The organism is Streptomyces sp. CLCI03, assembly GCF_053615355.1.
The window spans coordinates 909,292-933,121 of record NZ_CM132132.1 but is presented as its reverse complement, the minus strand read 5'-3'; the positions used below and the strand labels follow the sequence as shown (position 1 = coordinate 933,121).

Annotated in this window: 25 protein-coding genes and 1 pseudogene; 15 read left to right on the top strand and 11 right to left on the bottom strand. The window is 69.3% G+C overall.

Annotated elements, in window-relative coordinates:
* Positions 1 to 168 precede the first annotated feature (168 nt).
* Complete coding sequence (locus tag ACWG52_RS04405; protein WP_244291040.1) at positions 169 to 324, bottom strand: DUF6131 family protein; 156 nt, start codon at positions 322 to 324, stop codon at positions 169 to 171.
* 166 nt (positions 325 to 490) lie between these two features.
* Between ACWG52_RS04405 and ACWG52_RS04400 the strand changes: the two genes are divergently transcribed.
* Positions 491 to 739 (top strand): hypothetical protein, encoded by a 249-nt coding sequence (locus tag ACWG52_RS04400; RefSeq protein WP_266448737.1) that lies wholly within the window; start codon positions 491 to 493, stop codon positions 737 to 739.
* Positions 740 to 803: 64 nt separating this feature from the next.
* Positions 804 to 2,171: a mycothione reductase gene (locus ACWG52_RS04395; RefSeq protein WP_389817802.1), complete on the top strand. Its 1,368-nt coding sequence runs from the start codon at positions 804 to 806 to the stop codon at positions 2,169 to 2,171.
* A gap of 150 nt (positions 2,172 to 2,321) precedes the next feature.
* Here the strand turns inward: ACWG52_RS04395 and ACWG52_RS04390 are convergent, their stop codons facing one another.
* Positions 2,322 to 2,510, bottom strand: a complete 189-nt coding sequence (locus tag ACWG52_RS04390) for a hypothetical protein (protein ID WP_033226770.1) — start codon at positions 2,508 to 2,510, stop codon at positions 2,322 to 2,324.
* 239 nt (positions 2,511 to 2,749) lie between these two features.
* Here ACWG52_RS04390 and ACWG52_RS04385 point away from each other — a divergent pair, with 239 nt between their 5' ends.
* Entirely contained in the window at positions 2,750 to 4,477 is a 1,728-nt protein-coding gene (locus ACWG52_RS04385; protein ID WP_453127853.1) for a thiamine pyrophosphate-dependent enzyme, read from the top strand.
* A gap of 136 nt (positions 4,478 to 4,613) precedes the next feature.
* Positions 4,614 to 4,982 carry a PRC-barrel domain-containing protein gene (locus ACWG52_RS04380; RefSeq protein WP_390138263.1) on the top strand — a complete coding sequence of 123 codons (369 nt, stop codon included), beginning with the start codon at positions 4,614 to 4,616 and terminating at the stop codon, positions 4,980 to 4,982.
* Between the two features lie 93 nt (positions 4,983 to 5,075).
* On the opposite strand, the gene ACWG52_RS04375 is transcribed toward ACWG52_RS04380, so the two are convergent.
* Both ACWG52_RS04375 and ACWG52_RS04370 read right to left on the bottom strand, forming a co-directional pair.
* Positions 5,076 to 5,825, bottom strand: a complete 750-nt coding sequence (locus ACWG52_RS04375; protein ID WP_161293756.1) for an MBL fold metallo-hydrolase — start codon at positions 5,823 to 5,825, stop codon at positions 5,076 to 5,078.
* Positions 5,826 to 5,929: 104 nt separating this feature from the next.
* The gene (locus ACWG52_RS04370) at positions 5,930 to 6,910 is read right to left on the bottom strand and encodes a GlxA family transcriptional regulator (RefSeq protein WP_390169178.1); all 981 of its coding nucleotides are present in this window, start codon (positions 6,908 to 6,910) and stop codon (positions 5,930 to 5,932) included.
* A 712-nt stretch (positions 6,911 to 7,622) separates the two neighbouring features.
* Here ACWG52_RS04370 and ACWG52_RS04365 point away from each other — a divergent pair.
* The 4 genes from ACWG52_RS04365 (at position 7,623) to ACWG52_RS04350 (ending at position 10,869) form a co-directional block, all read left to right on the top strand.
* Positions 7,623 to 7,973 carry a MerR family transcriptional regulator gene (locus ACWG52_RS04365; RefSeq protein WP_326749697.1) on the top strand — a complete coding sequence of 117 codons (351 nt, stop codon included), beginning with the start codon at positions 7,623 to 7,625 and terminating at the stop codon, positions 7,971 to 7,973.
* A gap of 383 nt (positions 7,974 to 8,356) precedes the next feature.
* Positions 8,357 to 8,560 (top strand): cold-shock protein, encoded by a 204-nt coding sequence (locus tag ACWG52_RS04360; protein WP_030722003.1) that lies wholly within the window; start codon positions 8,357 to 8,359, stop codon positions 8,558 to 8,560.
* A gap of 322 nt (positions 8,561 to 8,882) precedes the next feature.
* Entirely contained in the window at positions 8,883 to 10,418 is a 1,536-nt protein-coding gene (locus tag ACWG52_RS04355) for a DEAD/DEAH box helicase (RefSeq protein WP_390169176.1), read from the top strand.
* A 46-nt stretch (positions 10,419 to 10,464) separates the two neighbouring features.
* The gene (locus ACWG52_RS04350; RefSeq protein WP_161288793.1) at positions 10,465 to 10,869 is read left to right on the top strand and encodes a CBS domain-containing protein; all 405 of its coding nucleotides are present in this window, start codon (positions 10,465 to 10,467) and stop codon (positions 10,867 to 10,869) included.
* A gap of 234 nt (positions 10,870 to 11,103) precedes the next feature.
* Here the strand turns inward: ACWG52_RS04350 and ACWG52_RS04345 are convergent, their stop codons facing one another.
* Positions 11,104 to 11,538 carry a hypothetical protein gene (locus tag ACWG52_RS04345; RefSeq protein ID WP_389801256.1) on the bottom strand — a complete coding sequence of 145 codons (435 nt, stop codon included), beginning with the start codon at positions 11,536 to 11,538 and terminating at the stop codon, positions 11,104 to 11,106.
* A gap of 58 nt (positions 11,539 to 11,596) precedes the next feature.
* Positions 11,597 to 13,198, bottom strand: a complete 1,602-nt coding sequence (locus ACWG52_RS04340; protein ID WP_389801258.1) for an ISL3 family transposase — start codon at positions 13,196 to 13,198, stop codon at positions 11,597 to 11,599.
* Between the two features lie 144 nt (positions 13,199 to 13,342).
* On the opposite strand from ACWG52_RS04340, the gene ACWG52_RS04335 reads away from it, so the two are divergent.
* From ACWG52_RS04335 to ACWG52_RS04315, 5 genes and pseudogenes are all read left to right on the top strand, one after another.
* Positions 13,343 to 14,410, top strand: a complete 1,068-nt coding sequence (locus ACWG52_RS04335) for an alpha/beta fold hydrolase (protein ID WP_453127849.1) — start codon at positions 13,343 to 13,345, stop codon at positions 14,408 to 14,410.
* 152 nt (positions 14,411 to 14,562) lie between these two features.
* Positions 14,563 to 15,888: pseudogene (locus tag ACWG52_RS04330) on the top strand (pectate lyase family protein); the annotation flags it as partial.
* Entirely contained in the window at positions 15,871 to 16,932 is a 1,062-nt protein-coding gene (locus tag ACWG52_RS04325; RefSeq protein ID WP_453129036.1) for a pectinesterase family protein, read from the top strand. The pseudogene ACWG52_RS04330 and the gene ACWG52_RS04325, both read left to right, overlap by 18 nt.
* A gap of 125 nt (positions 16,933 to 17,057) precedes the next feature.
* A complete protein-coding gene (locus ACWG52_RS04320; RefSeq protein ID WP_033215872.1) occupies positions 17,058 to 17,585 on the top strand; it encodes a SigE family RNA polymerase sigma factor in 528 nt (175 codons plus the stop codon).
* Positions 17,582 to 18,286, top strand: coding sequence for a hypothetical protein (locus ACWG52_RS04315; RefSeq protein ID WP_389801269.1), 705 nt, complete (start codon positions 17,582 to 17,584; stop codon positions 18,284 to 18,286). The genes ACWG52_RS04320 and ACWG52_RS04315 overlap by 4 nt, the downstream gene beginning before the upstream one ends.
* Before the next feature lie 37 nt (positions 18,287 to 18,323).
* Here ACWG52_RS04315 and ACWG52_RS04310 read toward each other — a convergent pair whose 3' ends face one another.
* The 3 genes from ACWG52_RS04310 to ACWG52_RS04300 form a co-directional block, all read right to left on the bottom strand.
* Positions 18,324 to 19,520, bottom strand: a complete 1,197-nt coding sequence (locus ACWG52_RS04310) for an HTTM domain-containing protein (protein WP_390138279.1) — start codon at positions 19,518 to 19,520, stop codon at positions 18,324 to 18,326.
* A complete protein-coding gene (locus tag ACWG52_RS04305) occupies positions 19,510 to 20,250 on the bottom strand; it encodes a DUF5819 family protein (RefSeq protein ID WP_390138281.1) in 741 nt (246 codons plus the stop codon). Before ACWG52_RS04305 ends, ACWG52_RS04310 begins: the two co-directional genes overlap by 11 nt.
* Positions 20,251 to 20,385: 135 nt before the next feature.
* Complete coding sequence (locus ACWG52_RS04300) at positions 20,386 to 21,684, bottom strand: ice-binding family protein (RefSeq protein ID WP_390169220.1); 1,299 nt, start codon at positions 21,682 to 21,684, stop codon at positions 20,386 to 20,388.
* A 572-nt stretch (positions 21,685 to 22,256) separates the two neighbouring features.
* Between ACWG52_RS04300 and ACWG52_RS04295 the strand changes: the two genes are divergently transcribed.
* Complete coding sequence (locus ACWG52_RS04295; protein WP_390138285.1) at positions 22,257 to 22,736, top strand: GNAT family N-acetyltransferase; 480 nt, start codon at positions 22,257 to 22,259, stop codon at positions 22,734 to 22,736.
* 73 nt (positions 22,737 to 22,809) lie between these two features.
* Entirely contained in the window at positions 22,810 to 23,346 is a 537-nt protein-coding gene (locus tag ACWG52_RS04290) for a transposase family protein (RefSeq protein ID WP_453127847.1), read from the top strand.
* A 35-nt stretch (positions 23,347 to 23,381) separates the two neighbouring features.
* Here ACWG52_RS04290 and ACWG52_RS04285 read toward each other — a convergent pair whose 3' ends face one another.
* Together ACWG52_RS04285 and ACWG52_RS04280 are read right to left on the bottom strand one after the other, a co-directional pair.
* Complete coding sequence (locus tag ACWG52_RS04285) at positions 23,382 to 23,555, bottom strand: hypothetical protein (protein WP_167745525.1); 174 nt, start codon at positions 23,553 to 23,555, stop codon at positions 23,382 to 23,384.
* 28 nt (positions 23,556 to 23,583) lie between these two features.
* Entirely contained in the window at positions 23,584 to 23,748 is a 165-nt protein-coding gene (locus ACWG52_RS04280) for a hypothetical protein (RefSeq protein ID WP_167745526.1), read from the bottom strand.
* Positions 23,749 to 23,830: the final 82 nt, after the last annotated feature.

Genomic DNA, 23,830 nt, shown 5'->3' with positions numbered 1-23,830 from the left:
CGCATGCGGGCCCGCGCCCCTGAAACGCCTCGGGCGCGATGTTGGGTCGGCCCCGGGTAGGTCCCCGATGTGGGGACGGGGCCGCGCCGCGACGTGCGGTGCCGGGCGTCGCGCCTCCCGGCCAGGAGTTCCTTGGCTTTTGCTCCTCCCCGTCTCCATTTCCCACGGTTACCAGTAGTGCTTGCGGCCGCCGACGGAGTGCCCGAGGGCGCCCAGGATCCAGAGGATGGCTCCGATGACGACGAGGATGGCGCCGATGGTCCACAGGATGCTGATTCCCGCGACGAAGCCGATGACCAGGAGAATGACACCGAGGATGATCATGGCCACCTCCGATTTCTGTGACTCTCCTTTCAGCCTAGGCGCGTCCGGCGCTGTTGGGGTGCCATGCGCGGCAGATGCCACGGCGAGCCGGGCGGGAGCATCCGAGGACTACGGGCGACGGGGTGGGGTAGCTGCGGGGACATAGGCACCATCGAGGGAGGACACGGTGACGGACCACGAAAAGTCCAGGCAGCGCGCGAGGCGGACCACGCCGTCCGAGGCCGTGGGCGAGAGCGGTGACCGTGAGGCCCGGCAGCAGGCGGACGACGCCGTTGTCCAGCGCTCGGGCACGGCGGACGACGACACGGACACGGATGCGGGTAGCCACCGTGCCAAGCGCCAACGTCCGGGCATCGGCCGTGAGGAGCAGATCCACCCCGATGACGAGCCGCAGGAGAACTCCGAGGACCGCTGACGTCAGCCTGAACCGGTCCCACGCTCACAGGCGAACGGCCGGCCAGGTCCACCTGGCCGGCCGGATGCGTCATCACGACCTTGTCGTCATCGGTGCGGGATCCGGCAACGCCGTGATCGACGACTCGTTCGCCGATCTGGACGTGGCCATCGTCGAGGAGCGCTGGTTCGGAGGAACCTGCCTGAACGCCGGGTGCATCCCGAGCAAGATGCTCGCCTACACCGCGCACGTCGCCCGCACCGTTCGGGAAGCGGGGACGTACGACGTGGACGCCGAGCTGCGGGCAGTCCACTGGCGCGAGGCGCGCGACCGGATCTTCGCGCGGCTGGACGCCGAACGGGACGAAGGCCGTACGGGCCGGGAGCAGCAGGACGCGGTCACCGTGTACGAGGGCACCGCGCGGTTCACCGGACCCAGGACCCTGCGCATCGAGGGGGTGGACGGGGCCGTCGACGTCAGCGCAGGGCAGATCGTCGTCGCGGTGGGGGGTCGGCCCGTGGTCCCCGGACCCGTTGTGGAGGCGGGCCTGCCGTACGAGACGTCCGACACCGTGATGCGGATCGACGCTCCACCCCGGCACCTGGCGATCCTCGGCGGCGGCTACATCGCCGCGGAACTGGCCGACGTGTTCGCCGAGACCGGGAGCTCCGTCACCATCGTCGAGAAGGAAGAGCACCTGCTCGGTGAGCAGGACGAGACAGTTCGAGAGAGGTTCACCGACCTGGTCCGCTCCCGCTACGAGCTCCGGCTCAGCCGGGAGCTCACGGCCGTCGGCGGCCGGCCGGGCGCGTTGAGGCTGACCCTGGACGACGGATCGACGGTCGAGTCGGACATGCTGCTCGTCGCGGTGGGTCGTCTTCCGAACAGCGACCGGCTCAACCTCCGAGCCGCTGGAATCGCCACGCACGACGATGGCCGAGTGGTCGTCGACCGGCATCAGCGCACCACAGCGGAAGGCGTCTTCGCGCTCGGGGACATCTGCTCGCCGGTGGCCCTCAAGCACGTGGCCAACCGCGAGGCGGAGGTCGTGGTCCACAATCTCCGGCACCCGGACGACCTGATCGCCGCCGACCACGAACTGGTGCCGGCGGCGGTCTTCACCCGGCCACAGATCGCCTCGGTCGGCGCCACCGAGCAGGACTGTCGTGGCAGGGGGCTGGACTACCTGGTGGGCACGGCCGGCTATGGAGATGTCGCCTACGGATGGGCGATGGAGGACACCACCGGATTCTGCAAGGTACTCGCCGAGCCCGGCACCGGTCGTCTCCTCGGCGCCCACATCATGGGCCCGCAGGCTCCCACCCTCATCCAGTCCCTGGTCCTGGCGGCAACCCTCGGCATCGACGCCACGACCCTTGCCAAGTCCCCGTACTGGATCCATCCCGCGCTCACCGAGGTCGTGGAGAACGCCCTCCTCGACCTGGACCTGTGAGCCCGGCCGCCGACATCCCCGGCTTGCCGGGGCCGGGGAGTCCCGCGTCGACCTTCCGGCCGCCGGGCGCCCGGCGGAACCGGTCGTGTGCCCGGGCCCACGCCGCGCCGCGGTCGGGGTCGTAGGAGAGGGGACCCCGATGCCACGGGATCAGCGCCTCCGGCCCCGGCCCCGCTCACGGGTCGCCCACCCGTGGCCGATGCCCGCGATGTGGAGCGCGAGCGCCGCGAGACCGATCAGCATGAAGTTGGTCGAGCTGAACACTTCGTTGGTGCTGATGGTGGCGGCATTGATCAGGAACGCGATGAAGAACAGCACTGCGGCGGTGATGCCGAGCATGTCCATGCCCCTTTCGGTCGGTGACGACCGCGTTCCCCGTGCGGGCCGGATCATGAGTGTCTGCTCCGCCAGGATTTCGCCGGGTCGCGGAGGAACGATGGGGACCACCAGTACGTCTGGCCCGCCCCCAGGGAACTGATCGCTTCGCCGCTCGAAAGCTGGGCAGCCGACGGGAAGGCGGCCGACCCCGACCGCTGCACCCACTCCATCCGCTGAACCGGCAAACGAAGGGCAGTCCAGTGGCACGCACCGTCGCCCACGTCATCGTCGACGCACTCGAGGAACTCGGCGTCCAGCACGTCTTCGGCGTTGTCGGAGACGCCCTGAACCCCCTGACCGACGCCATCCGCACATCCGTCGGCCTGAGCTGGGTCGGCTGCCGGCACGAGGAGGCCGCGGCCTTCGCCGCCTCGGCGCAGTCCCAGCTCTCCGGGACCCTCGGAGTGTGCATGGGCACCGTGGGACCTGGATCCGTGCACCTGCTCAACGGTCTCTACGACGCCGCCAAGAGCCGTACGCCCGTCCTGGCCATCTGTGGCCAGGTTCCCCTCGCCGAGATCGGCAGCGACTACTTCCAGGAGGTCGACAACGACCTGCTCTTCCGCGACGTCGCCGTCCACCGGGCCACCGTCACCTCCCCGGACCAGATGCCGCGCCTGCTCGAATCGGCCGTACGCGCTGCTGTGACCCAGGGCGGAGTGGCCGTCCTCACCATCCCCGGCGACCTGGGCGACCAGGAGCTGAGCGACGACAGGCTCACCCGGTTCGCCCTGGACCGTGCCGTCACCCGGCCCGACGACCCCGCCCTCGCCCGGGCCGCCGAGCTGCTGAACGACGCGGCCCGGGTGACCCTCCTCGTCGGCCAGGGCGCCCGCGAGGCCCGTACCGAGGTCCTGCGGACCGCCGAGCTGCTGGCGGCGCCGATGGTGCTCACGCTGAAGGCGAAGGAGGGGTTCGAGGACGACAACCCCTTCCAGGTGGGCCAGACCGGCCTCATCGGCAACCCCGCCGCCGCCCACGCGCTCGACAGCGGGGACGTGCTCTTCATGCTGGGGACCGACTTCCCCTACCGGGAGTGGTACCCGAAGGACGCCAAGGTGATCCAGGTCGACTCCCGCGAGGACCACCTGGGACGCCGCACCCCCGTGGACGTGGGCCTGGCCGGCGACGTCGGCGCCACGCTGCGGGCCCTGCTGCCGCTGCTGAAGGCGGTCCCCGACCGTGCGCACCTCGACGACGCCCGCAAGCGCTTCCTCCACTGGCAGGAGGGACAGCAGCGGCTGGCCGACCCCGCGCACGAGCACCGCTGGACCGGGAAGCTGCGGGCCGTCCTGGACAACCGCGAGCACGCCATCCGCCCGGAGGCGCTGGCCGCCGCGGTGGACACCTACGCCGATGCCGACGCCGTCTTCACCTCCGACACCGGCATGGCCACCGTCTGGCTCTCCCGCTTCGTCACCATGCGAGGCGACCGCCGCCTGATCGGCTCGTACAACCTCGGCTCGATGGCCAACGCCATGCCCCAGGCCCTCGGTGCCCAGCTGTGGGCGCCGGACCGGCAGATCGTCGCGCTCTGCGGGGACGGCGGGCTGAGCATGCTGCTCGGCGACCTCATGACCATCAAGACGTACGGGCTGCCGGTGAAGCTCGTCGTCTTCGACAACCGCCGCCTGGGCATGGTCAAGCTGGAACAGGAACAGGCAGGCCTACCGGAGTTCGGCACGGAACTCGACAACCCCGATTTCGCCGCGGTCGCCACGGCCCTCGGCCTGACGGGCATCCGGGTCACCGACCCGGCCGAGCTCCACGAGAGCGTGCGCCGGGCTTTCGAGACGCCGGGGCCGGTCCTGCTGGACGTGCTCACCAACCCGGAGGAAGTGGCCGTGCCCGGCAAGCCGACCGTGGCACAGGGCTGGGGTTTCGCCGTGGCCAAGGCCAAGGAGCTCCTGCCGGGCCATGAAGGCTGACGGCCACCGCAGGAGGCCGCCCGACCACGACACGCCCGCGAGAAACCATCCGTACGTGCACAACGGGAAAGCCGGGGCAGACGCCGTCCAAGAGGTTGGTCGATCCTTTCATTCACACCGGAGGAGTTGTTTTCACGTGACCGAGCATGTGTGGAGCTACAAGTCGACGTCGGGCCACGTGGCCGGTAGCGATCTCATCGGCTACAAGGTCGAGGCGGTCGACGGCAGCATCGGCAAGGTCGACAAGCACTCCGACGAGGTCGGTGACGCCTACCTGGTGGTCGATACAGGGGTGTGGATCTTCGGCAAGGAAGTGCTCCTGCCGGCCGGTACCGTGATCTCGATCGACCCGGAGCAGCGGACGATCCACGTGGAGCGCACCAAGGAACAGATCAAGGACTCCCCGGAGTTCCACCGGGACACGCACCTCGGCGATCCCGGTTACCGCGAGCAGCTGGCCCTCTATTACGGTCCCGTCGGCCCGTTCGGCGGCCCGTTCGCCTGATGTGCCACGAGGGGGCCCGGACTCGACGAGTCCGGGCCCCCTCCGCGTGCCCGGCGACCCGGAGTGCCGTGGCTGTCCGCAGCACCGTCCGGGTCAGCTCTTCGTACGGCTTCGGAGGCGTCCCCGGGAGTCGAGGCGGGACAGCCGTCGTTGCTCCCGCCGCGCCCACCGGCGCACGCGCTCGGGGTCCAGCGCAGTGCCGTGGCCGACGTGGAGGCGGCTGGGGCCGAGGTCGAGCATGGCGCGCAGGCTCGTGAGGTTGCCCAGCGGGTCGTCATGGAAGGGCGGGTTGGCCGGCTTGCCGGGGATGAGACCCATGAAGGAGTTGGCCACGAGGTCACCGGCGACGAGGTCCCCGTCATCGGTGAGAACGGAGACGGAGCCCGCGGTGTGGCCCGGGGTGGGCATGATCCGTCCCGCCAGCCCGAAGTCCGACAGGTCGGTCTCGCCGCTGATCAGGATCTCGGGTTCGAACGGGTCCGCCGTGACGTGGAGCTTCCTGTTCCTGCTCATCAGGCGGCCCATGGGTCCCGTCGGAAGGTACGGCATCAGCGGTCGGCCGGTGCGGAAGGGTTCGAGGTCGGCGGCGTGCCCGGCGACGGGTGCGCCCGTCAGGCGGTGCAGTTCCGCTGCGGAGCCGAAGTGGTCGATGTGGCCATGAGTGATGACGATCAGGGCGAGGTCGGCGGGGTCCACTCCGTGAGCGGCGATCCGGTCGTGGATGAGGCGTCCGCTGCCCGGCGTTCCGGCGTCGACGAGGACGGGGCGTCGGCCCAGCAGCAGATAGGCGTTGACCGCGTGCTTGCCGAGCACCGGTATCGGAATGATCTTCGTGCCGGACATGATGGCCTTTCCTGGAGGGGCCGGGCGTGGGCACGCCTCGGCCTCCGCCGGCCGCGGGTAGGGGCGGCGGGCGGTGAGGGTGGGCGGTGAGGGACGGGCCGATCTCAGCGGAAGCGGCGGCGGTACTCGGCGGGGGTCGTCCCCAGGTGTCGTCGGAAGCATCGGTGGAGGGTCTGCAGGGAGCCGAGGCCGCTGGCGGCGGCCACCTGAGGCAGACCGGCGTCGCCCTCCTCCAGGAGGCGTCGCGCGGCCTCCAGCCGGGCCGACTCGACGTAGGCGGCGGGCGTGGTACCGGTGCGCTGCGCGAAGAGCCGGGAGAAGTGCCGTGTGCTGAGGCTCAGGCGCTGGGCGAGAGCCTCGGCGGAGAGGTCCGCGTCGGGGTGTTCGGTGATCCACCGGCGGAGCTCGCCGATGCGGTCGTCAGCGGGTGCCCGGACGGCAAGGGGCACGCTGAACTGGCTCTGGCCGCCGGAGCGTTTGACGTACATGACCATCATGCGCGCGGTGGCGAGCGCGAGGGCCTGGCCGTGGTCCTCAGCCACCATCGCCAGTGCCATGTCCATCCCCGAGGTGATCCCGGCGCAGGTCCACACCGGGCCGGAGCGGATGAAGATCGGATCGGGGTCCACGTCGACCTCTGGATGCGCGGCGGCCAGTTGAGCCGCCGTGAGCCAGTGGGTGGTGGCGGTCCGGCCGTCCAGCAGGCCGGCCGCGGCCAGCAGATGGGCGCCCGCGCACACGGATCCGGTACGACTCGCCCGTGGCGCCGCCGTACGGAGCCAGTCGGTGACCACCGGATCGACGACGGCCTGGACGCCGCCCCCTTCGGGATGGGTGACCGCTCCGGACACCAGGAGGGTGTCGACGCGGCCGGTCACCTCGTCCAGCCGCAGGTCGGAGTGGATCCGCAGGCCGCTGGAGGTGGCCACCGGAGCGCCGTCCTCCGTGGCGACCTGAACGGAGTAGCCGGGGAAGTCGCTCTCGGAGACCCGGGACGCGACCGAGAACACCTCGGCGGGACCCGTGATGTCCAGGAGCTCCGCGCCGGGGAAGGCGACGATGACGACGCGGTGGGGTGGGGGCATGCACCGATCCTCGTTCCCCTGTCCCGGTGTCCGCAATGACGAAGTTGTCTCAGATCCGGCCATCCGGCCCGGAGGCGCCCGGGAATCTCACGGCGGGGAGATGGCAGTGCTGTGGCTGCCACGGCTGGTGTGGCCTTCCCGCCCACCACCGTAGCTGTTCGAGACTGATTACCTATCTGTCGAACACGCGAAAATCTATGTTGGCCGGAGTAGACATTGGATGCTGGCCTGGTTATGGTTTCTCTCGTAGCCCAGAGAGACAGCAAGGCCCGGCAGAGATGAACTGCCGAGCGCAGTGCCCGTGAGCGCAGTTCGTAGGACGGTGCGGTGGTGGAGCTCCGAAGCCAGGTTTGTCGCAGCAGGGCGACGGGGCTGACGACCGGACCGGGTGGCCCGCGGTGATCAGGGGCCGCCACGAGCAGTACCGCAGTTGACGCAGCAAGCAGGTTGATCACCGAGGGAAGAACGGAGGAACCACGCCATCAGGATCGCCCGGGCGGAAGTCCTGAGCCCGGGTACCGCAGGACATCGACAGTGAGGTGGTCTCCGGTCAAGCAACCGCGATCCCCGCACCCCCGACATCGTTCAGGTCGGGCACGCGGAAACAGAAGGCCGGCTCGGAACAGGTGCCGGCAGATGGTGTAGAAGTTCCCTCGGGGCCCTGGTGCCGTACGGCACCAGGGCCCCTCCATGTGTTTCGGAAAGAGGTGCAATGACAGCAGAGAATCCGACAGGCCCGCTCGGCGGCCACCTGGACGACGACGACTACCCCGCGTACACCATGGGTCGTGCCGCGGAGATGCTCGGCACCACCCCGGGCTTCCTCCGCGCCATCGGCGAAGCCCGCCTGATCACGCCGCTCCGCTCCGAGGGCGGCCACCGCCGCTACTCCCGCTACCAGCTGCGCATCGCGGCCCGAGCCCGGGAGCTCGTCGATCAAGGAACCCCCGTCGAGGCCGCCTGTCGCATCGTCATCCTCGAGGACCAGCTCGAGGAAGCCCAGCGCCTCAACGCCGAGTACCGCGCCGCCGCAGCGTCGTCCGGCCCGCCGACCGCGGTCTGAGGCGGGCGGGCCCGCCGGTCCCGGTGGGCCGCGCACCCACGCGTGTCGAAGCGTGGTGGTGCTCGTACCCCTCTGCTCGAAAAAGCGTCGCGCCCGAGCCGTCAATATCTGTCACCGCGATGCAAGGATTTACCCGTCCATGCGGAGAGGGTTTTCAGCGCGGCGACCACGGTGAATTGCTATTCGTACGCCGACCGCTACGGCATGCTATTGTCGATCTCAGTTGCAGTCGTGGTTCCCAAAACTTCAAGTACCTCCGGCCGGTCTCCGGGCCCTATGGGAGTGCTTCATATTTCCGGGTCATTTTCCGGCGGGGCATCATCGCGGCGACACGGTGTCCGTGCAGTGCGGACGCCGCTGTACTGCCCCAAAGGAGATCTGACATGGCATCTGGCACCGTGAAGTGGTTCAACGCGGCAAAGGGTTTCGGCTTCATCGAGCAGGACGGTGGCGGCGCCGACGTGTTCGCCCACTTCTCGAACATCGCCGCCCAGGGCTTCCGTGAGCTGGCCGAGGGCCAGAAGGTCACCTTCGACATCGCGCAGGGCCAGAAGGGTCCGACGGCCGAGAACATCGTTCCCGCCTGACGCTGACGCGCATTTCGTAGCTGGGGCCCGCATCCTTCGGGGTGCGGGCCCCAGCTGCAGGCATCTCCCGCAGTGGGTTCACCTGCGGGACGCCTCACCAGCCAGAGGCGCTGCTCCGGCACGCGGACCTCTGCCGGACCTGCACCCGAGTCGATCTCGGGGATTTCACGTCCATCAACACCCCTTTTCACGGCGGCGCCCGCACGGACTCCCTGCGGTCGGCTCCGCTTACGCATTCAATTCGGCCCGTTCTTGCGATTCCTCGCGCTGTTCTCATGCTGCCGGAATTCCTTGATGCGCGCCGTATCGAGGAAGGTTCTGAATGAACCCCGTACGTACGAACAACCGCTCCGCTCGCACCCGCGGCCGCACCGGTGGCCCCGCTTTCGGCTCCACCGCCGGTTCAGGCCGGGGCAGCCGCTTCGGTTCCCCCGCCCCGAGCCGTTCCGGTGGCCCGAGCCGTTCGGGTGGCCCGAGCCGTTCGGGTGGGTACGGTCGTCGGCCTGCCGCGGTGCAGGGCGAGTTCGCCCTGCCCGAGACGATCACTCCCGCGCTGCCCGCCGTCGAGGCTTTTGCCGATCTGGCCATGCCCGCGGAGCTGCTGGCCGCACTCACCGTGCAGGGTGTGACGGTGCCGTTCCCGATCCAGGGCGCGACCCTGCCGAACTCCCTGGCCGGCCGCGACGTGCTCGGTCGCGGGCGGACCGGCTCCGGTAAGACCCTGGCCTTCGGGCTGGCGCTGCTGGCCCGTACGGTCGGCCGACGCGCCGAGCCCCGTCAGCCGCTCGCGCTGATCCTCGTACCGACCCGCGAGCTCGCCCAGCAGGTCACCGACGCCCTCACCCCGTACGCCCGTGCGGTCAGGCTGCGGCTTGCCACGGTCGTCGGCGGGATGCCGATCGGCAGGCAGGCGGGCGCGCTGCGCGGCGGCTCCGAGGTCGTCGTCGCCACGCCGGGCCGGCTGAAGGACCTCATCGACCGCGGTGACTGCCGACTCGACCAGGTCGCGATCACCGTCCTGGACGAGGCCGACCAGATGGCCGACATGGGCTTCATGCCGCAGGTCACCGCACTGCTGGACCAGGTGCGCCCCGAGGGGCAGCGGATGCTGTTCTCCGCCACCCTCGACCGCAACGTCGACCTGCTGGTGCGCCGCTACCTGAGCGACCCGGTCGTCCACTCGGTGGACCCGTCCGCGGGCGCCGTCACGACGATGGAGCACCACGTGCTGCACGTGCACGGCGGTGACAAGCACCGCACGACGACGGAGATCGCGGCCCGGGAGGGCCGGGTGATCATGTTCCTGGACACCAAGCACGCCGTCGACCGGCTGACCCAGGACCTGCTGAACAGCGGTGTCCGGGCCGCCGCCCTGCACGGGGGGAAGTCGCAGCCGCAGCGCACGCGCACCCTGGCCCAGTTCAAGACCGGGCACGTCAGCGTGCTCGTCGCCACGAACGTCGCCGCCCGTGGCATCCACGTCGACAACCTCGACCTGGTCGTCAACGTGGATCCGCCGACCGACCACAAGGATTACCTGCACCGTGGTGGGCGTACCGCCCGTGCTGGGGAGTCCGGCAGTGTCGTCACGCTGGTCACCCCGAACCAGCGCCGCGACATGACCCGCCTGATGGCCGCCGCCGGGATCGTCCCGCAGACCACCCAGGTCCGCTCCGGCGAAGAGGCCCTGACCAGGATCACCGGCGCCCAGGCCCCCTCCGGCATCCCCGTCACCATCACCGCCCCGACGCCCGACAAGCCCAAGCGCGGCACGGCCTCCCGCGGCCGACGCGGTCCCGCTTCGGCAGCCCGGCGCTTGGACGTGCGCCGGGCCGCGTTCAACGCGGCGGCGGCCTGAGAACCACGTGATCAGGAAACTGACCCATCTCTGCAGGAGGCACCTTTTGACGCTGGTCCAGACGCAGTTCCGCTCGGTGCGTGCCAACCCTGCGCACCAGGCGGTGGGGGATGCCATGGAAGCCGCCTGGCCACAGGTCTGCGACGACATGACGGTCGAAGTGGCCTTGTCCGTCATGGCCAGTGCCCGCACCGGACATCTGCTGGTCTGTGACGAGGACGGCCTGTGCGCCGGTCTGGTGACCCCGGTCCAGCTCGCGGCCGTCCGAGACGGCGACGCGTACACGGACCGAATCCGGCTGCGCGACGTCCTCGCCGACCGCGGGCCGTCCACCTCGCCCCTCACCACGACGGCCGAAGCCGAGCACGCGATGCGCTACCGCCGCATCGACGCCTTGCCCGTCGTCGACGAACAAGGCAGTGCCCTGGGCGTCCTCGCCCTCGCACGCTGAACCGCCTCACCGCGGTCGGGACCGTGCCCTCGGCGCCCCGCTGACCGTCCGGCCGACGGGACAGGGGCGGGGATCACCCCCGATCGCGTCGGCAGTGCTGACGTCCAGAAACCGAGGTTCTGGCGCAATTTCCGTGATCGCGTAGCCGTGAGTGACACCGGCTGGGCCGGCAGCGAGGATCGGTCCGAGCATGCGTGCTGCCCGCATGCCGACCGAGCTGCTGACGAAGGAGTCTCAGTCGACAAGGTCCCTCGCTTCGTAGCTGGCCAGCCCCATGGCAAGCAGTGGCGGTACCAGTGCGTTCAAATACCACGCCATGTCAGTGAGTGCTGGGGCTTCTGAGAGCCCTCGTCGGTCGATCGTCGGGATGAAGGAACAGTGCGATCGGCCAGCATGAAGAAGTAGCTGGCCACCGGTGCCCGCAGCGGAGTGATAGATGCAGACGCCGACGAGGTAGTCGATGTTGTCTGGTGAATCCACCACGGTCAGGACCTCAGCTGCCTGGTCGGCTGAAGTCGACTGCCAGTCGAACAGGTCGTCGTTGTTGACCACGTAGGAGATCCCAAGCGGCTCCTGTAGCGACCACCCCTCACCGGCCAGAGCTCGCACCACGGCGTCTACTGTGACGGGACGTGCGAACACGAGATCGATGTCGGCGGTCCTGGACATTCGCGGCTCCTGCAGTGGGGTTGGTCGATGTCGGAAGCGTGTCACGCGTTTACATCGGTCATGGAGCGAGGAGCACTCGTTTCCTCAGGAGTGCGAAGCCGGCTCGGCCGAACATCTGGCGTTTGAGCATCTTGATGCGGTTGACGTGCCCTTCCACTACGCCCGAGTTCCAGGGCAGCGTGAGCCCTGCGATGACGGCGGCCCGGTCGCGATCGATGCCGGCGGCGAGGGTGTGGAGACCGGGCAGGTCGTCTTGGCGGACCGCATCGAGCCACTCGGGCAGCCGTTGGCCCTGTCGCTCGGTGAGGATCTGGGCGAAGGAGCGGACATGTCCGGTGAGGGCTTCCAGTTCCGGGCAGTGGACCAGGACGGCCTTGAGTCGGAGCTGTTCGACGTCGGCGAGAGAGTCGGGGTGGCGCAGGATCCAGCTGGCGACGGTGCGGGGTGAGGGCGGGGGTGCGGTGACCGGATCGACCGAAAGGCGTTTGATGCGGAAGTAGGCGCGAACTCGCTGGTAGCTGCCCTTGTAGCCGAGCGGCACGATCTCCTCCCATGCCTTCCATGCGTTGGTGCAGCCCTGGTTCCAGCGGTCGTCCAGGTAAGGCCGGTACTCGTCAAGGACGGAGGGGCGGCCCTGCCACTGGCCGTGGAAGAGGTCCTCCGGGGTGGTGGCGTCGGCGAGGAGCTTGACCGTGCGGTAGGTCATCCCGAGCTGGCGTTGGATCGCGCGGCGGCTGTGGCCAGCCGCCAGCAGGGCGTGAACGGCGGCATGGTTGGACCGGGTCCTGTCGGCGAACCGGTGGCCGGTGGGCCACGGCGAACCAGCGGGGTCAGCTGGTTCTTCTGATTTCTTGACCTGTTGGGATGGCTCGGGTGCAATGCCTCGCAGGCACCCCCGATGGTCGGCGACGCACCGTTCAGCAGCTTCGCTGAGGTTGTGCCACAGATGCCAGCGGTCCGCGACCTGCACTGCCTGCGGTGCCCCGACGGTGGCGCCTTCGGCGAAGAACGGAGCGCGGTCCCGGCAGACAACCTCGATCCCTGGCCTCTTGGCCAGCCAGGCGGCCAGGCTTGATGCCTCCCGGTCTGGCAGTAGGTCCACTGGCCGGCGCGTTTCGACGTCGACCAGCACCGTGCCGTAGTGCACGCCTTTGCGCGTCGCGTACTCATCGACGCCGACCACTCTCGGGGCTGGTGGATCCGGTTCGGGTAGCGCCTCGACGAGCCGCAGTACCGTGCTGCGGCTGACGGACACCCCAAAGACGCCAGCCATCCGAGCTCCCGCCCGGCCTGCCAGGGCGAGGCCGACCGCCGCCAGCGTCGAACGCAGACGCTCGGTCCACCGGCCGTACCTTCTGGTCAATCCGGGCACCTGCTCAACGAACGTCCGTCGCCCGCACGCAGCGACCGGGCAGGCGAAACGGCGGACCCGCAAACAGAGCACCACCCGGCGCCCAGCGCTGGGAACATCCGCAGGAAACCGCAGGTAGGAGCTATGAACCCGGATCGACCAGTTCCCGCAGCCCGAACACGCCGAACCAGTCGTTGTGCTGCGGGCCTCGACTCGTATCGTCTCGTTGCTCACGTTCACCGACACCACCGACACGTCCGCGATCGACGGGAACAGCAACTCCTCCAGCCGGAGGACCACTTCTTCCACGATCCCGAACTGTCAGGCATCCAAGGTCACCACTGATCATTTTCGGGCGACTTTCGGGAGTTCAGCACGACCACGAACCGTGACTCAGCGTGCGCAGGTCACGGAACTTGTGCCAGAACCCAGACCGATGAACAGGATGACCCCATGGATGTCCTCCGTAGGAAGAACGTGAAGGTCACCGGATCACCCGGCAGCCCCGTGGTGATGCAGGCGCACGGGTTCGGCTGCGATCAGAACATGTGGCGCCTGGTGGCGCCGGCGCTGGCCGAGGAATTCCAGGTGGTCCTGTTCGACTACGTCGGATCGGGCGGCTCCGACCCATCCGCTTGGAGCGCCGAACGCTACGGGTCGCTGGACGGATACGCCCGCGATGTGGTCGAGGTGTGCGCGGCTCTCGACCTGCGGGACGTGGCCTTCGTCGGGCATTCGGTCAGCGCGATGATCGGGGTTCGCGCGGCGGCCACCGCCCCCGAGCGGTTCTCCTCCCTGGTCATGGTCGGCCCCTCCCCGTGCTACATCGACGACGACACCTACCGCGGCGGCTTCTGTGCCGAAGACATAGACGAATTGCTGGAGTCGCTGGAGTCGAACTACCTCGGCTGGTCGGCGACCATGGCGCCGGTGATCATGGCCAACCCCGAACGTCCCGAACTGGGGGAGGAGCTGACCAACAGTTTCTGCGCCACCGATCCGGCGATCGCCCGCGTCTTCGCCCGCACCACGTTCCTCTCCGACAGCCGTGCCGACCTGAAGTCGGTGGACGTACCGACGCTGGTACTGGAATGCGCCCAGGACGTGATCGCGCCCCGCGAGGTCGGCGGCTACGTCCACGCGGCCATCCCCGGATCTGACATGAGCACCTTGACGATCACCGCCCGAGACGCCGCCACAGGCCCCGTCCTGGAAATCGCCGGCGACCTCGACTACGACCAGGCCCCCCGCCTTCGACAAGCTGTGACAGCCCTCAGCCTGGAGCCGGAACAGTGCCTCGTGCTGGACCTCTCCGGCATACGCTTCTGCGACTCCAGCGGCATCACCGCCCTCATCGTCGCTCGCAACCACGCCGTCGCCGCCCGGGCGGACATCACCCTGGCAGCCGTCCCCGACAACACGATCCGCATCCTGCGCATCGTCGGGCTCGACCGGGTCTTCACCATCCACCCCGACGTCGGCACGGCCACGACACACCGACCGGCCACCGGCGGTCCCTGACGACGGAGGTGCCGCAGGAGGTGCCCGTTCGGAAGGTGCGACCCGAACGGGCAACGCCGCGGAGGAGGTTCTCGGCGGTTGCCGGCAACCTTTCTGGCTCCGGCGGCAACTGAGGGGTGAACAGTGCACCCCACCCCAAGGAGCCGCCGCCCATGTCCGCTTCCCCCCACCGCCGCCCCACCGGACGTCGAAGGCTCGCCCTGGCCGGAGCCGCCACCCTGGTCGCCGCCGGTCTCGGCGCCGTTCCGCTGGTCGTGAGGGCCGATGCCGTGGCACCCGCCGACCTCGCGCACGGCGTGCTGCCCGCCCGGGACGGCTGGGCCGCGAGCGGCTCGGGCACCACCGGCGGCCGGGCCGCGGACGCGGCTCACGTCTTCACCGTCTCCACCCGCGCCGAGCTGGTGAGAGCCCTGAGCGCGGGCCCGGCCGGAGCCCCGCGCATCATCCGCGTCAAGGGCCTGATCCACGCCGACGCCGACGACAGCGGGAAGCCGCAGAGCTGCGCCGACCACGCCGCGGGCACCGGCTACTCGCTCGACTCCTACCTCAAGGCATACGATCCCGCCGTCTGGGGCCGTGCCAAGGTGCCGTCCGGCGACCAGGAGGACGCCCGCAGGGCGGCCCAGGCCCGGCAGGCAGCCCGTATGGTCTTCACCGTGCCGGCTCGTACCACGGTCATCGGCGTGCCCGGCACCGGAGCCGGCATCACCGGCGGCAGCCTCGTGGTGAAGAACGCCGACAACGTGATCATCCGCAACTTGTCCCTCACCGACGTCCGGGACTGCTTCCCGCAGTGGGACCCGACCGACGGCTCCACCGGCAACTGGAACTCCGCCTACGACGCCGTCAGCCTGCGCGGCGCCACCCATGTCTGGGTCGACCACAACAGCTTCTCCGACGCCCCGCACCCGGACGCCGCCAACCCGGTCCGCTTCGGCCGCGAGTACCAGGTCCACGACGGCGCCCTCGACATCACCAACGCCTCCGACCTGGTCACCGTCGGGTACAACACGTTCAGCAACCACGACAAGACGATGCTGATCGGCAGCAGCGACAAGGACACCGGACTGCGGGTGACGCTCCACCACAACGTCTTCCGGGGCATCGTCCAGCGCGCCCCCCTCGCCCGTGTGGGCCGGATCCACCTGTACGACAACTACTACGACACCACGCCGTCGGAGGGCTACGCGCACAGCTACAGCGTCAACTCCCGTGCCGGCGCCCAGGTCGTCGCGCAGAACAACTACTGGAAGCTCTCCTCCGACCGGAAGACCTCCCAACTGCTCACCGGCGACGGCACCGGAGCCATAGCGGGCAGCGGCAACCTCGTCGGCGGCGCCCCCGTGGACCTGGTCGCCGCTCACAACGCCGCCGGCTCGGGGAAGAAGATCAAGACGGCCGTCGACTGGCGGCCCACCCTCACCGCCGGACTGGAACCCGCCGCCGGACTGCCGGCGAAGCTGGCGGGGACGCCGGGGAAGCCGGGGAAAGCGGGTGCCGGAGTCCTCACGGAGAGCGGCGGCAAAGGTCCCGCCCCCTCCGCTCCCGCCCCGTCCGGTCGGGCCGGCGGCCGGACGCTGACGGTCGCCGCCGACGGCTCCGCGGCCCACCGCTCCGTGCAGGCCGCGGTCGACGTCGCCACCGCGGGCGACACCGTCCTCGTCGCGCGCGGCACCTACCGGGAAACGGTGAACGTCCCCGCCTCCAAAGGCGGACTGACCCTCAAGGGCGCCACCGGCAATGCCGAGGACGTCGTCATCACCTACGACAACGCTTCCGGCACGCCCAAGCCCGGAGGAGGCACGTACGGAACGGCGGGCAGCGCCACCGCGACCTTCGCGGCGAACGACATCACGGTCACCGGTGTGACGGTCGAGAACACGTGGGAGAGGTCGGCCCACCCGGACGTCAAGGACACGCAGGCCGTGGCGGTCAACGCGTCCGGCGACCGCCAGAAGTACCTCAACTCGCGCTTCATCGGCCACCAGGACACCGTGCTCAACTGGGCCCCGTCCGCCACCGGCCAGTACCGGCAGTACTTCCGCCACTGCTTCATCGCGGGTGACGTCGACTTCGTCTTCGGCAACGCCACCGCCGTCTACGACCATGTCAACATCACCCTGCGCGACCGGGGCGCCGCCGCCGGCGGCCTCGGCGGATACCTCGCCGCACCGAACACCGACGCGGCCAAGCCGTACGGGATCCTCATCACCGACAGCACGATCAGCAGCCCCGCCCGGCCCGGGACCTATTACCTCGGCCGCCCCTGGCATCCCGGCGCGAGCGCGGTCGGTCAGCTGGTCATCCGTAACACGAGCCTGCCCGCGGCGGTGAAGACCGAGGGGCCGTGGACCGACATGGGGGGCTTCTCCTGGAAGTCCGCCCGGTTCGCCGAGTACGCCAACACGGGCCCCGGCGCCGGAACCGGAGCGAACCGGCCCCAGCTCGGCGCGGACCGGGCCGCAGTCCACACCGCCCGCGCCTACCTGGCCGGCACCGACGGATGGAACCCGACGGGCTGATGGGCGTCACCGTGCGGACCAGACCCGGGGGAACCGAGGCATCCGAACGAACACTCGAACGGACTGTTACGCTCCGGCAGCTGCCCGAGAACGCCGCCGTCGCACCGAGAGGCCGTACCGAGGCCATGACCGAAGATGAGGCGGCCGCGGAGTTCCACGCGTTCTTCGAACGCCACCACGCCGAGCTGTCCCGCCTGGCGTACCTGCTGACCGGCGAGCCGGACGCCGCCGACGATCTCGCCGCGGACGCGATGGTCGCGCTCTGGCACCGCTGGGACAGGGCCCGGCGCGCCGACTCCGCGGCTGCCTACGCCCGCGGAATCGTCGCCAACCTCGCCCGTAGCCGGATCCGGAGCACGGTGCGCGAGCGGCGGCGCGTCCTGCTGTTCTGGTCGCACCGCCCGGAGCGGACCGACGGCCCGGACCTGGCCGCCGTCATGGACGTACGAGCCGCGCTGGACAGGCTGCCGTTCCGTAAACGCGCCTGCGTGGTACTGCGGTACGCCTTCGACCTCTCGGAGAAGGACACCGCGGCGGCGCTCGGGATCTCGGTGGGTACGGTGAAGAGCCAGACCTCGAAGGGGACGGCGGAACTGCAGCGGCTCCTCGGTACCCGGGCGGCCGGCGAACTGGTGGGAAGGGGAAGCCGGTGACCGACGAACTGCGCGGCCTGCTGCGCGAGAGCACCCGAGCCCATCGTCCCGACCGGGCCCGCATGCTGGCCCGGGTCGAGCGCGGCATGGCCCGTCCCGATGCCGCCCGCCGACCGCGGGACCACGAGCGCACCGCCCTGTCCTGGCCGAAGATCGTCCTCGCGACCCTGGCCGCCGCCGGAACCCTGACGGCGAGCGCCCTCATGGTGGTCGCCGCCGTGCACGACCCGGACCCGCCTCGGAACCCGTCCGCCGTCGCTCCGCCCGCCGCCGACCGCGCGGTGCCACCCCCGGCCGTGGGCAGCCGGACCCAGGACGGTCCCCTGTGGGCCGACGGCTCCGTCGACCCCCACAGCAACGCCTACTGGGCGCAGAGCAACGTCACCCTCAAGACGGACCAGCCCCTCACCGCGCTGGTCGTGGAACTGCGCATCGCCCTCACCGAGGGGGTGAAGGACACCGGCAGCTGGCGGACCCGCCCCGCCGCGGACTTCGACCTCGCCGTCCGCAGGGACGACGGCTTCCTCGTCTACCGGTGGACCCTCGCACCCGGCAGGACCGTTCCGTCCGGGGAGCACGTCTTCGCCGGCCAGTACGACCATGCCTCCGGCGGACGCGACGCGAAGGACGACACGTACCGGATCGACGCCACCGCCGGTGCCACGGAGAGCGGAGCCGCCGTGTGGGGCGGGTTCGCGTAGGCCCCGCTCCCGTGGTCGGCCTCACCGGAGCCGCGGGTCAGTGGCGCTCGTGCCCCGGTGCCGCCGCGGTCGCTCGATGCTTCGAGCCGGGTTCACCGGGCCTGCCCTGCGGAGGTACTGATGCGGATCCCGCCGCTCGGCCGGGTTCCGCCCGCCGCATCCCTGTGCGCCGTGCTGCGCCCCGCCACAGGCGAGGCAGGAAGGCGTAGAAGCGGTCGGGAAGGAACACGGCGTCCGCAATGATCATCGCGCCGGAGAAGAGAGGCAGTCCCAGGAGCACCGCGATTCCGATGTGCATGCCCAGCAGCACGGTCAGAACGGGGTACTTGAGCCTGCCGAAGAGTACGAACGGGAAGGCGACCTGCAAGAGCACCGTCACGTAGCCGGCGATCGCGATCACCATCGGGTACTCGTCCACGAGGTGGGAGAGCGCGGGCCAGGGCTGGAAGAGTTCGAGGTTCAGCGCGTAGTGGAGCGCGGTGCCGCCGCCCCAGGTCTGGCCCTGGACCTTGTACAGGCCCGCCGATCCGTAGAGGAAGCAGACCTGTGCCGCGATGACCAGGATGCCGCAGTTGTGCACCACCGTGGTCAAGGTGGAACGGGCGTCGCGGAGTTGTTGTGCGACGAGGCTCCTCACCGGCGCCGGTGTGTCGCCCTCACGGGCTGCCTTGAGCCGGTTCCTGCGTGCGTCCAGGGACCAGCGCCGACCGCATGCGGTGAGGACGAGGTAGAGGGTCATCAGCAGGATCAGGTTGTCGCCCCCGTCCGTCATGAAGATCGATCTGGCGTGGAACGAGGTCACCACGACGGCGAAGAGGACGGACATGGCGCGGGTCCGCCAGCCCAGCATGAACAGCGCGGACGTGACGACGGCCGTCACGTAGCAGAGTTCGAAGTAGGCGCGGCTGTCGGACAGGAGCAGGATGCTGTTCCAGCCCGTCTGGTCGAAGAGCTGCTGTGCCAGCGCCGGCGTCCAGGGGGAGCCGGGGCCCCAGATCTCGTCACGGTGCGGGAACTCGCGCAGCAGGAAGACCAGGTAGAGCAGCCCGTAGCCGATCCGCAGAACCGACGCGGCGTACAGGGAGATCGGCCGTTCGGTGAGAAGCGCCCACAGATCGCCGATTCGGTCGAGGAGCCACCGGTGGGCCGTGCCGGCGACCGAGGTCCCCTGGGCCGCGGGCCGGTGCGGCATGGCCGCCGTGGAAAGGGGCTGGGGGATCTGTTCACTTCCCATGGGAGTTCACCTTCCACCAGGGGAGGAGCCGGTCCTCGGTGGGTGCCGGCGGGCGGTTCCCGGCCGCTGTGCCGGGCGCAGCGACGGGCAGTGTGACGACCCGGAGCTGAATGAACTCGAAAGTGCCGCCGTCGTTGTGGGCGGCGAAGCGGTCCGCGGCGATGTTGCGTAGGTACGTCTGCAGCATCACGGCGCGTTCCGAGCGTGCCGTGTCGCTACCTCCGTGTGTCTCGACATAAGAGGTCCAGGCGCGGCGCAGGAGGTTCTGGGATGTATGGCTCGGAAATACATTGTGGTCGACCGCGGAATGGTCGACGGCAGCCAGGTCGAACCAGGGGGTCACCTGCACCGAACCTTCGGAGTCGGTGTGTGCGGTCCTTGCCAGGATCTTTCGGTTGAAGGAGTCGGGGTCCGGGGCGAAGAGCCGCCAGTTCTGTTCGAAGAGCGGGTACACCCAACCGTTGACCTGCGAGCTGTACCGCTTCGATACGGGGTTGGAGGGGGCCACATGAAGGAACACCAGCACGACGTGGACCAGAGCCATCATCAGGCAGAGGGCCACGGCGGTGCGCAGCCCTGCTTTCACTGCGCGAGCTGCTACGGGCCGATTGCCCGGCACGGCCGCTTCGTCATGAGGCTGTTGGGGGACCGGATCGGAATCGGACTGATGAAGTTCCTTCACGCCCGCAGATTCAATTCCGCTCGACACCGCCCACCCGGTCTTTCTCATGTCTGCTGTTCGCCTGAGGTCTCGTTCGCCTGAGGTCTCTGCGACTCTCACCTACGGCGCGCGGCGGATTCGATGAGGATTCCGCCGCGCGCCGTCATCCGATGAACGGGCTTCGTGAGGCCTGCCGTCTACCGCCTAGCCCTGGTGGCCGTGGTGACCCTCGTGGCCCGCGGGCTTGTTGCCGTAGCCGAAGTGGTCGCCGGGCTTCCCGTCGTGGCTGTGGCCGTGGTCCGGCTTACCGGGTCCCCCCTCGTGCCCGTTGCCCGGCCCGCCGTGGTCCGGCCCGTGGTGCTCCAGGCCGCCGTGGTCCGGGCCGCCATTGCCCGGTCCGCCGTGGTCCGGGCCACCGGGCTGACCGCCGTGCCCGCCGGTGACGTTGCCCCCGGTGATGGTCCCGCCCGTTGTGTTGCCACCGGTCGTGTTCCCGCCGGTCGTGTTCCCGGCCGTGTTGCCCGCGGTGTTTCCGGAGGTGTTGCCGGCGATGTTCCCCGAGGTGCCGCCCGACACGAGGTCGACGATGGGTCCGCCCAGGAGGCCGCCACCGATCAGACCCACGGTCGTACCGGTCGTCGTTCCGGCGGTCGGCGTTCCGGTGGTTCCGGTCGTCGCGCCGGTCGTCGTGCCGGTGGTGGTGCCCGTGGTCGTGCCGGTGGTGGTGCCCGTGGTCGTTCCGCCGGTGGCGCACCCGCCGAGGAAGATCCGGTTGTTGTCCATCGTCACTTCGCCGTTACGAGCCAGGGCCCGGCCCTCGATGTTCGTCCCCGTTCGCAGGAAGATCGAGGTCAGCGCCATGATGGTGCCCACAAAGGTGGTGTTGGTGTTGAGCTCCGCCGAACTCCCGATCTGCCAGAACACGTTGCACGGCGAAGCGCCGTTCGTGAGGAGGATGCGGCTGGAGGTCGCCGTCGTCAGGGCTGCAGGAATCTGGAACACCCAGACCGCGTTGGGGTTCCCCCCGGCATTCAGGACCAGGTCGCCGGTGAGTCCGACGCTGCCTGCCGGGTCTCTCGTGTAGACGCCCGGAATGAGCTCTGTCGGGCCGGACGTTCCCGAGCCGATGGCCGCCGGAAGATCGAAGTCCTCGGCCTGACCAGCCGCGTTGTTGTACGCGATGATCAGATCGCTCTTGGCCTGGAGGGCCGCAGCGTCCGCGGGGTGCACGGCGCCGAGGACCAGGCCGGGCGGGAAGCCGGTGATGGCCGGGTTCGGGTGCGTCCCGAGGTCGTGGTCGATCACCGTGGGGCCGGTGTTCGTGACTCCCTGGCCTGCCAGAACCGAGTAGCTGGCGGTGGTGCCCAGAGGTACGGCTGTAGCGATGGCCAGGGCCTGCGTCGGCAATCCCGCGACCATGACAGCGGCAACCGTTACGGCGACGGCCGAGGCCAGCCAGCCGGAAAAAGTGCGGCGCTGAGCCGCTTGGATTTTCAGCTTCATCGAGGGGGGCCACTTCCTATGGGGGCCGTGGCGTACCGGGCTCCTACCCATTGCCCGGGAAGCCTTGTCGTTGTCGCATATTACGCAGCAACATTCACGCGTCAAAAACAGGCGAGGGGAAGGTGGAGAATTACAAGCATATTCAGCGCCGCGAAGCGCGATGAAAATATCAAGACTCACCACGCCGATCATGTGATGTTGCCCCCGCCGGATGGGTCCGGATTAACTCACACGAGGCGGAGTCGTTCATATGGAGATGCGCTCGAAGTGGTCATGCGTGGGAAGTTCTGCCGCGAGGGTGATTCCAAGAGATTTCTGGAGGGTGGGCGCGCCGATCGATCTTCCGACCATCCCTATGAATCGGATCGGGAGCGTTTGTTTCCCTTTCTTGCACGGGTTCGAACGCTGATCTTGTCGAATTGGTGAGCGATGTCGGTTCCACCGGATCGAGCCTGAGTTCATCCGCAGGTGCCGCCACACCCCGTACGCCGAGCGGGAGAAGAAGGCCGTCGTCCCCAGCGCCGCACCGCTGCCCGCGGGCCGGTACCCGACAGGGCGGTTTCAACGTCCTGGTGCTCACGAATCTGTGCAGGTCACGGCAGCACGACGATGGCGTCCCGCCGGGTGAGTTCGACGACCGAGGATTTGGCTTGTGGGCGCTGGAAATAAGGGAGACCGGTGAGTTCATCGGCTGCGTCGGCTTGGACGAGGTGGACGAAGACATGCCGTTCGCGGGGGTGGACATCGGATGGCGGTTGATGCGTTCGGGGTGGGGGCACGGTTACGCCACCGAGGCCGCCCTGGCATGCCTTGCCTTCGGCTTCGAGGCCCTCGGGCCGGCGGAGGTGGTTGCGTCGACGACCGTCAACAACCTTCGTTCCCGGGCGGTGATGCGCCGGATCGGCATGAACCGGGACCCGGCCGACGACTTCGAGGATCCGAGCGTGCCCGAAGGGCCGCTACGCCAGTGTGTGCTGTACCGGGCCCCCGCAGAGACACTCACGGCCTGCACCACGCGGCGGGACACCTTCAGGACGACGCTGTGTCGGTGACCCGCCACGCACGCAAAGAAGCTCCAGGTGAAGGGGTGACCTTCCCAAGTCACCCTGCCCAACCGGTGCTTCAATGTGCCGTCAGTCTGCCGGTGTCTGTCTGAACAAGTCGCCTTCGCGTCAGCACCGCAGACTCGTCGGCTTGCCGACTCGGCTCGGGACGCTGGTGGATCCGCGATGCCGGCGGGGGAAGCGTCACCCATTCGTGAGCGTGCTGCTGGTGGCATGCTCAGCCGTGGTGGTTGGTGCCCGGTCCTTCGCGGCGATCGGGCAGTGGGCGCGAAGTGCCCCACAGGCCGCCCTCGCCCGACTCGGTGCCCGCACCGTCTCGGTATTCGGCGTCCGTCTCGCGCCGAGTACGGCGACGATCCGCCGGATCATCAACCAGGTCTGCCCCGGCGGCCTGGCCGACCTGCTGGGATGTGACCCGGCCGGGGCGGACACCCTTGCGGTGGACGGCAAGAGCGCCCGCGGTTCGCGCCATGGCGACACTCCGGCCACACACATGTCGCCGCCGCCCTCCGCGAGATGTCCTACGAGCCGTTCCGCCGCCCACCGGACCTCCTCGGTATCGATTGACCAGCACCGATCCAAGATCAAAAGACTGTGAAACCGCCCTGCGGTACCCGAAGCCCCGAAGAGATCTCAGCGGAGCGTGCGGTGATGCCGGCCGGAACGCCGGATGTGCAGGACCAGGTACACCAAGGCGCCGATGAACACCACGATGCCGATGAGCAGCAGATAGAACAGTCCCTCGGCGACGGCGCCGATGAGGCCCAGCACGATCGCCACGATGACGAGAATCAGGAAGAGCGTCATGACGTAGGGCACCTCCTCGAAGGGCCGGTCAGCGGCGGGCGAGCCGGCGCTCGCCGTTCACGCCGGGCTGATAGGGCCGGCCGTGGTGCGCGAAGACCGCCGCCTCGTCCTTGGCGAGCACTCCGATCTTGCGGCCTGCGGCGTCGACAACGTCGTGGGTGCGCCACTCCCGGACATCCGCGATCTCGATCATCCCGAGCGCCCCTTTCCCGCAGCGTTGGGCCGGAAGGCGTTGTACTTTTCAGCCTGCCCCGCAAAGCCCGCTCGCACCAGCC

What these genes read in the sequence shown, in the direction of transcription:
- ACWG52_RS04280 (WP_167745526.1), bottom strand. Translation starts at nt 23,748, where the DNA reads ATGATCGAGATCGCGGATGTCCGGGAGTGGCGCACCCACGACGTTGTC.
- ACWG52_RS04365 (WP_326749697.1), top strand. Translation starts at nt 7,623, where the DNA reads ATGACAGCAGAGAATCCGACAGGCCCGCTCGGCGGCCACCTGGACGAC.
- ACWG52_RS04355 (WP_390169176.1), top strand. Translation starts at nt 8,883, where the DNA reads ATGAACCCCGTACGTACGAACAACCGCTCCGCTCGCACCCGCGGCCGC.
- ACWG52_RS04345 (WP_389801256.1), bottom strand. Translation starts at nt 11,538, where the DNA reads ATGTCCAGGACCGCCGACATCGATCTCGTGTTCGCACGTCCCGTCACA.
- ACWG52_RS04310 (WP_390138279.1), bottom strand. Translation starts at nt 19,520, where the DNA reads ATGGGAAGTGAACAGATCCCCCAGCCCCTTTCCACGGCGGCCATGCCG.
- ACWG52_RS04285 (WP_167745525.1), bottom strand. Translation starts at nt 23,555, where the DNA reads ATGACGCTCTTCCTGATTCTCGTCATCGTGGCGATCGTGCTGGGCCTC.
- ACWG52_RS04390 (WP_033226770.1), bottom strand. Translation starts at nt 2,510, where the DNA reads ATGCTCGGCATCACCGCCGCAGTGCTGTTCTTCATCGCGTTCCTGATC.
- ACWG52_RS04335 (WP_453127849.1), top strand. Translation starts at nt 13,343, where the DNA reads ATGGATGTCCTCCGTAGGAAGAACGTGAAGGTCACCGGATCACCCGGC.
- ACWG52_RS04320 (WP_033215872.1), top strand. Translation starts at nt 17,058, where the DNA reads ATGACCGAAGATGAGGCGGCCGCGGAGTTCCACGCGTTCTTCGAACGC.
- ACWG52_RS04375 (WP_161293756.1), bottom strand. Translation starts at nt 5,825, where the DNA reads ATGTCCGGCACGAAGATCATTCCGATACCGGTGCTCGGCAAGCACGCG.
- ACWG52_RS04290 (WP_453127847.1), top strand. Translation starts at nt 22,810, where the DNA reads ATGTGCCGTCAGTCTGCCGGTGTCTGTCTGAACAAGTCGCCTTCGCGT.
- ACWG52_RS04305 (WP_390138281.1), bottom strand. Translation starts at nt 20,250, where the DNA reads ATGAGAAAGACCGGGTGGGCGGTGTCGAGCGGAATTGAATCTGCGGGC.
- ACWG52_RS04360 (WP_030722003.1), top strand. Translation starts at nt 8,357, where the DNA reads ATGGCATCTGGCACCGTGAAGTGGTTCAACGCGGCAAAGGGTTTCGGC.
- ACWG52_RS04370 (WP_390169178.1), bottom strand. Translation starts at nt 6,910, where the DNA reads ATGCCCCCACCCCACCGCGTCGTCATCGTCGCCTTCCCCGGCGCGGAG.
- ACWG52_RS04395 (WP_389817802.1), top strand. Translation starts at nt 804, where the DNA reads ATGCGTCATCACGACCTTGTCGTCATCGGTGCGGGATCCGGCAACGCC.
- ACWG52_RS04405 (WP_244291040.1), bottom strand. Translation starts at nt 324, where the DNA reads ATGATCATCCTCGGTGTCATTCTCCTGGTCATCGGCTTCGTCGCGGGA.
- ACWG52_RS04300 (WP_390169220.1), bottom strand. Translation starts at nt 21,684, where the DNA reads ATGAAGCTGAAAATCCAAGCGGCTCAGCGCCGCACTTTTTCCGGCTGG.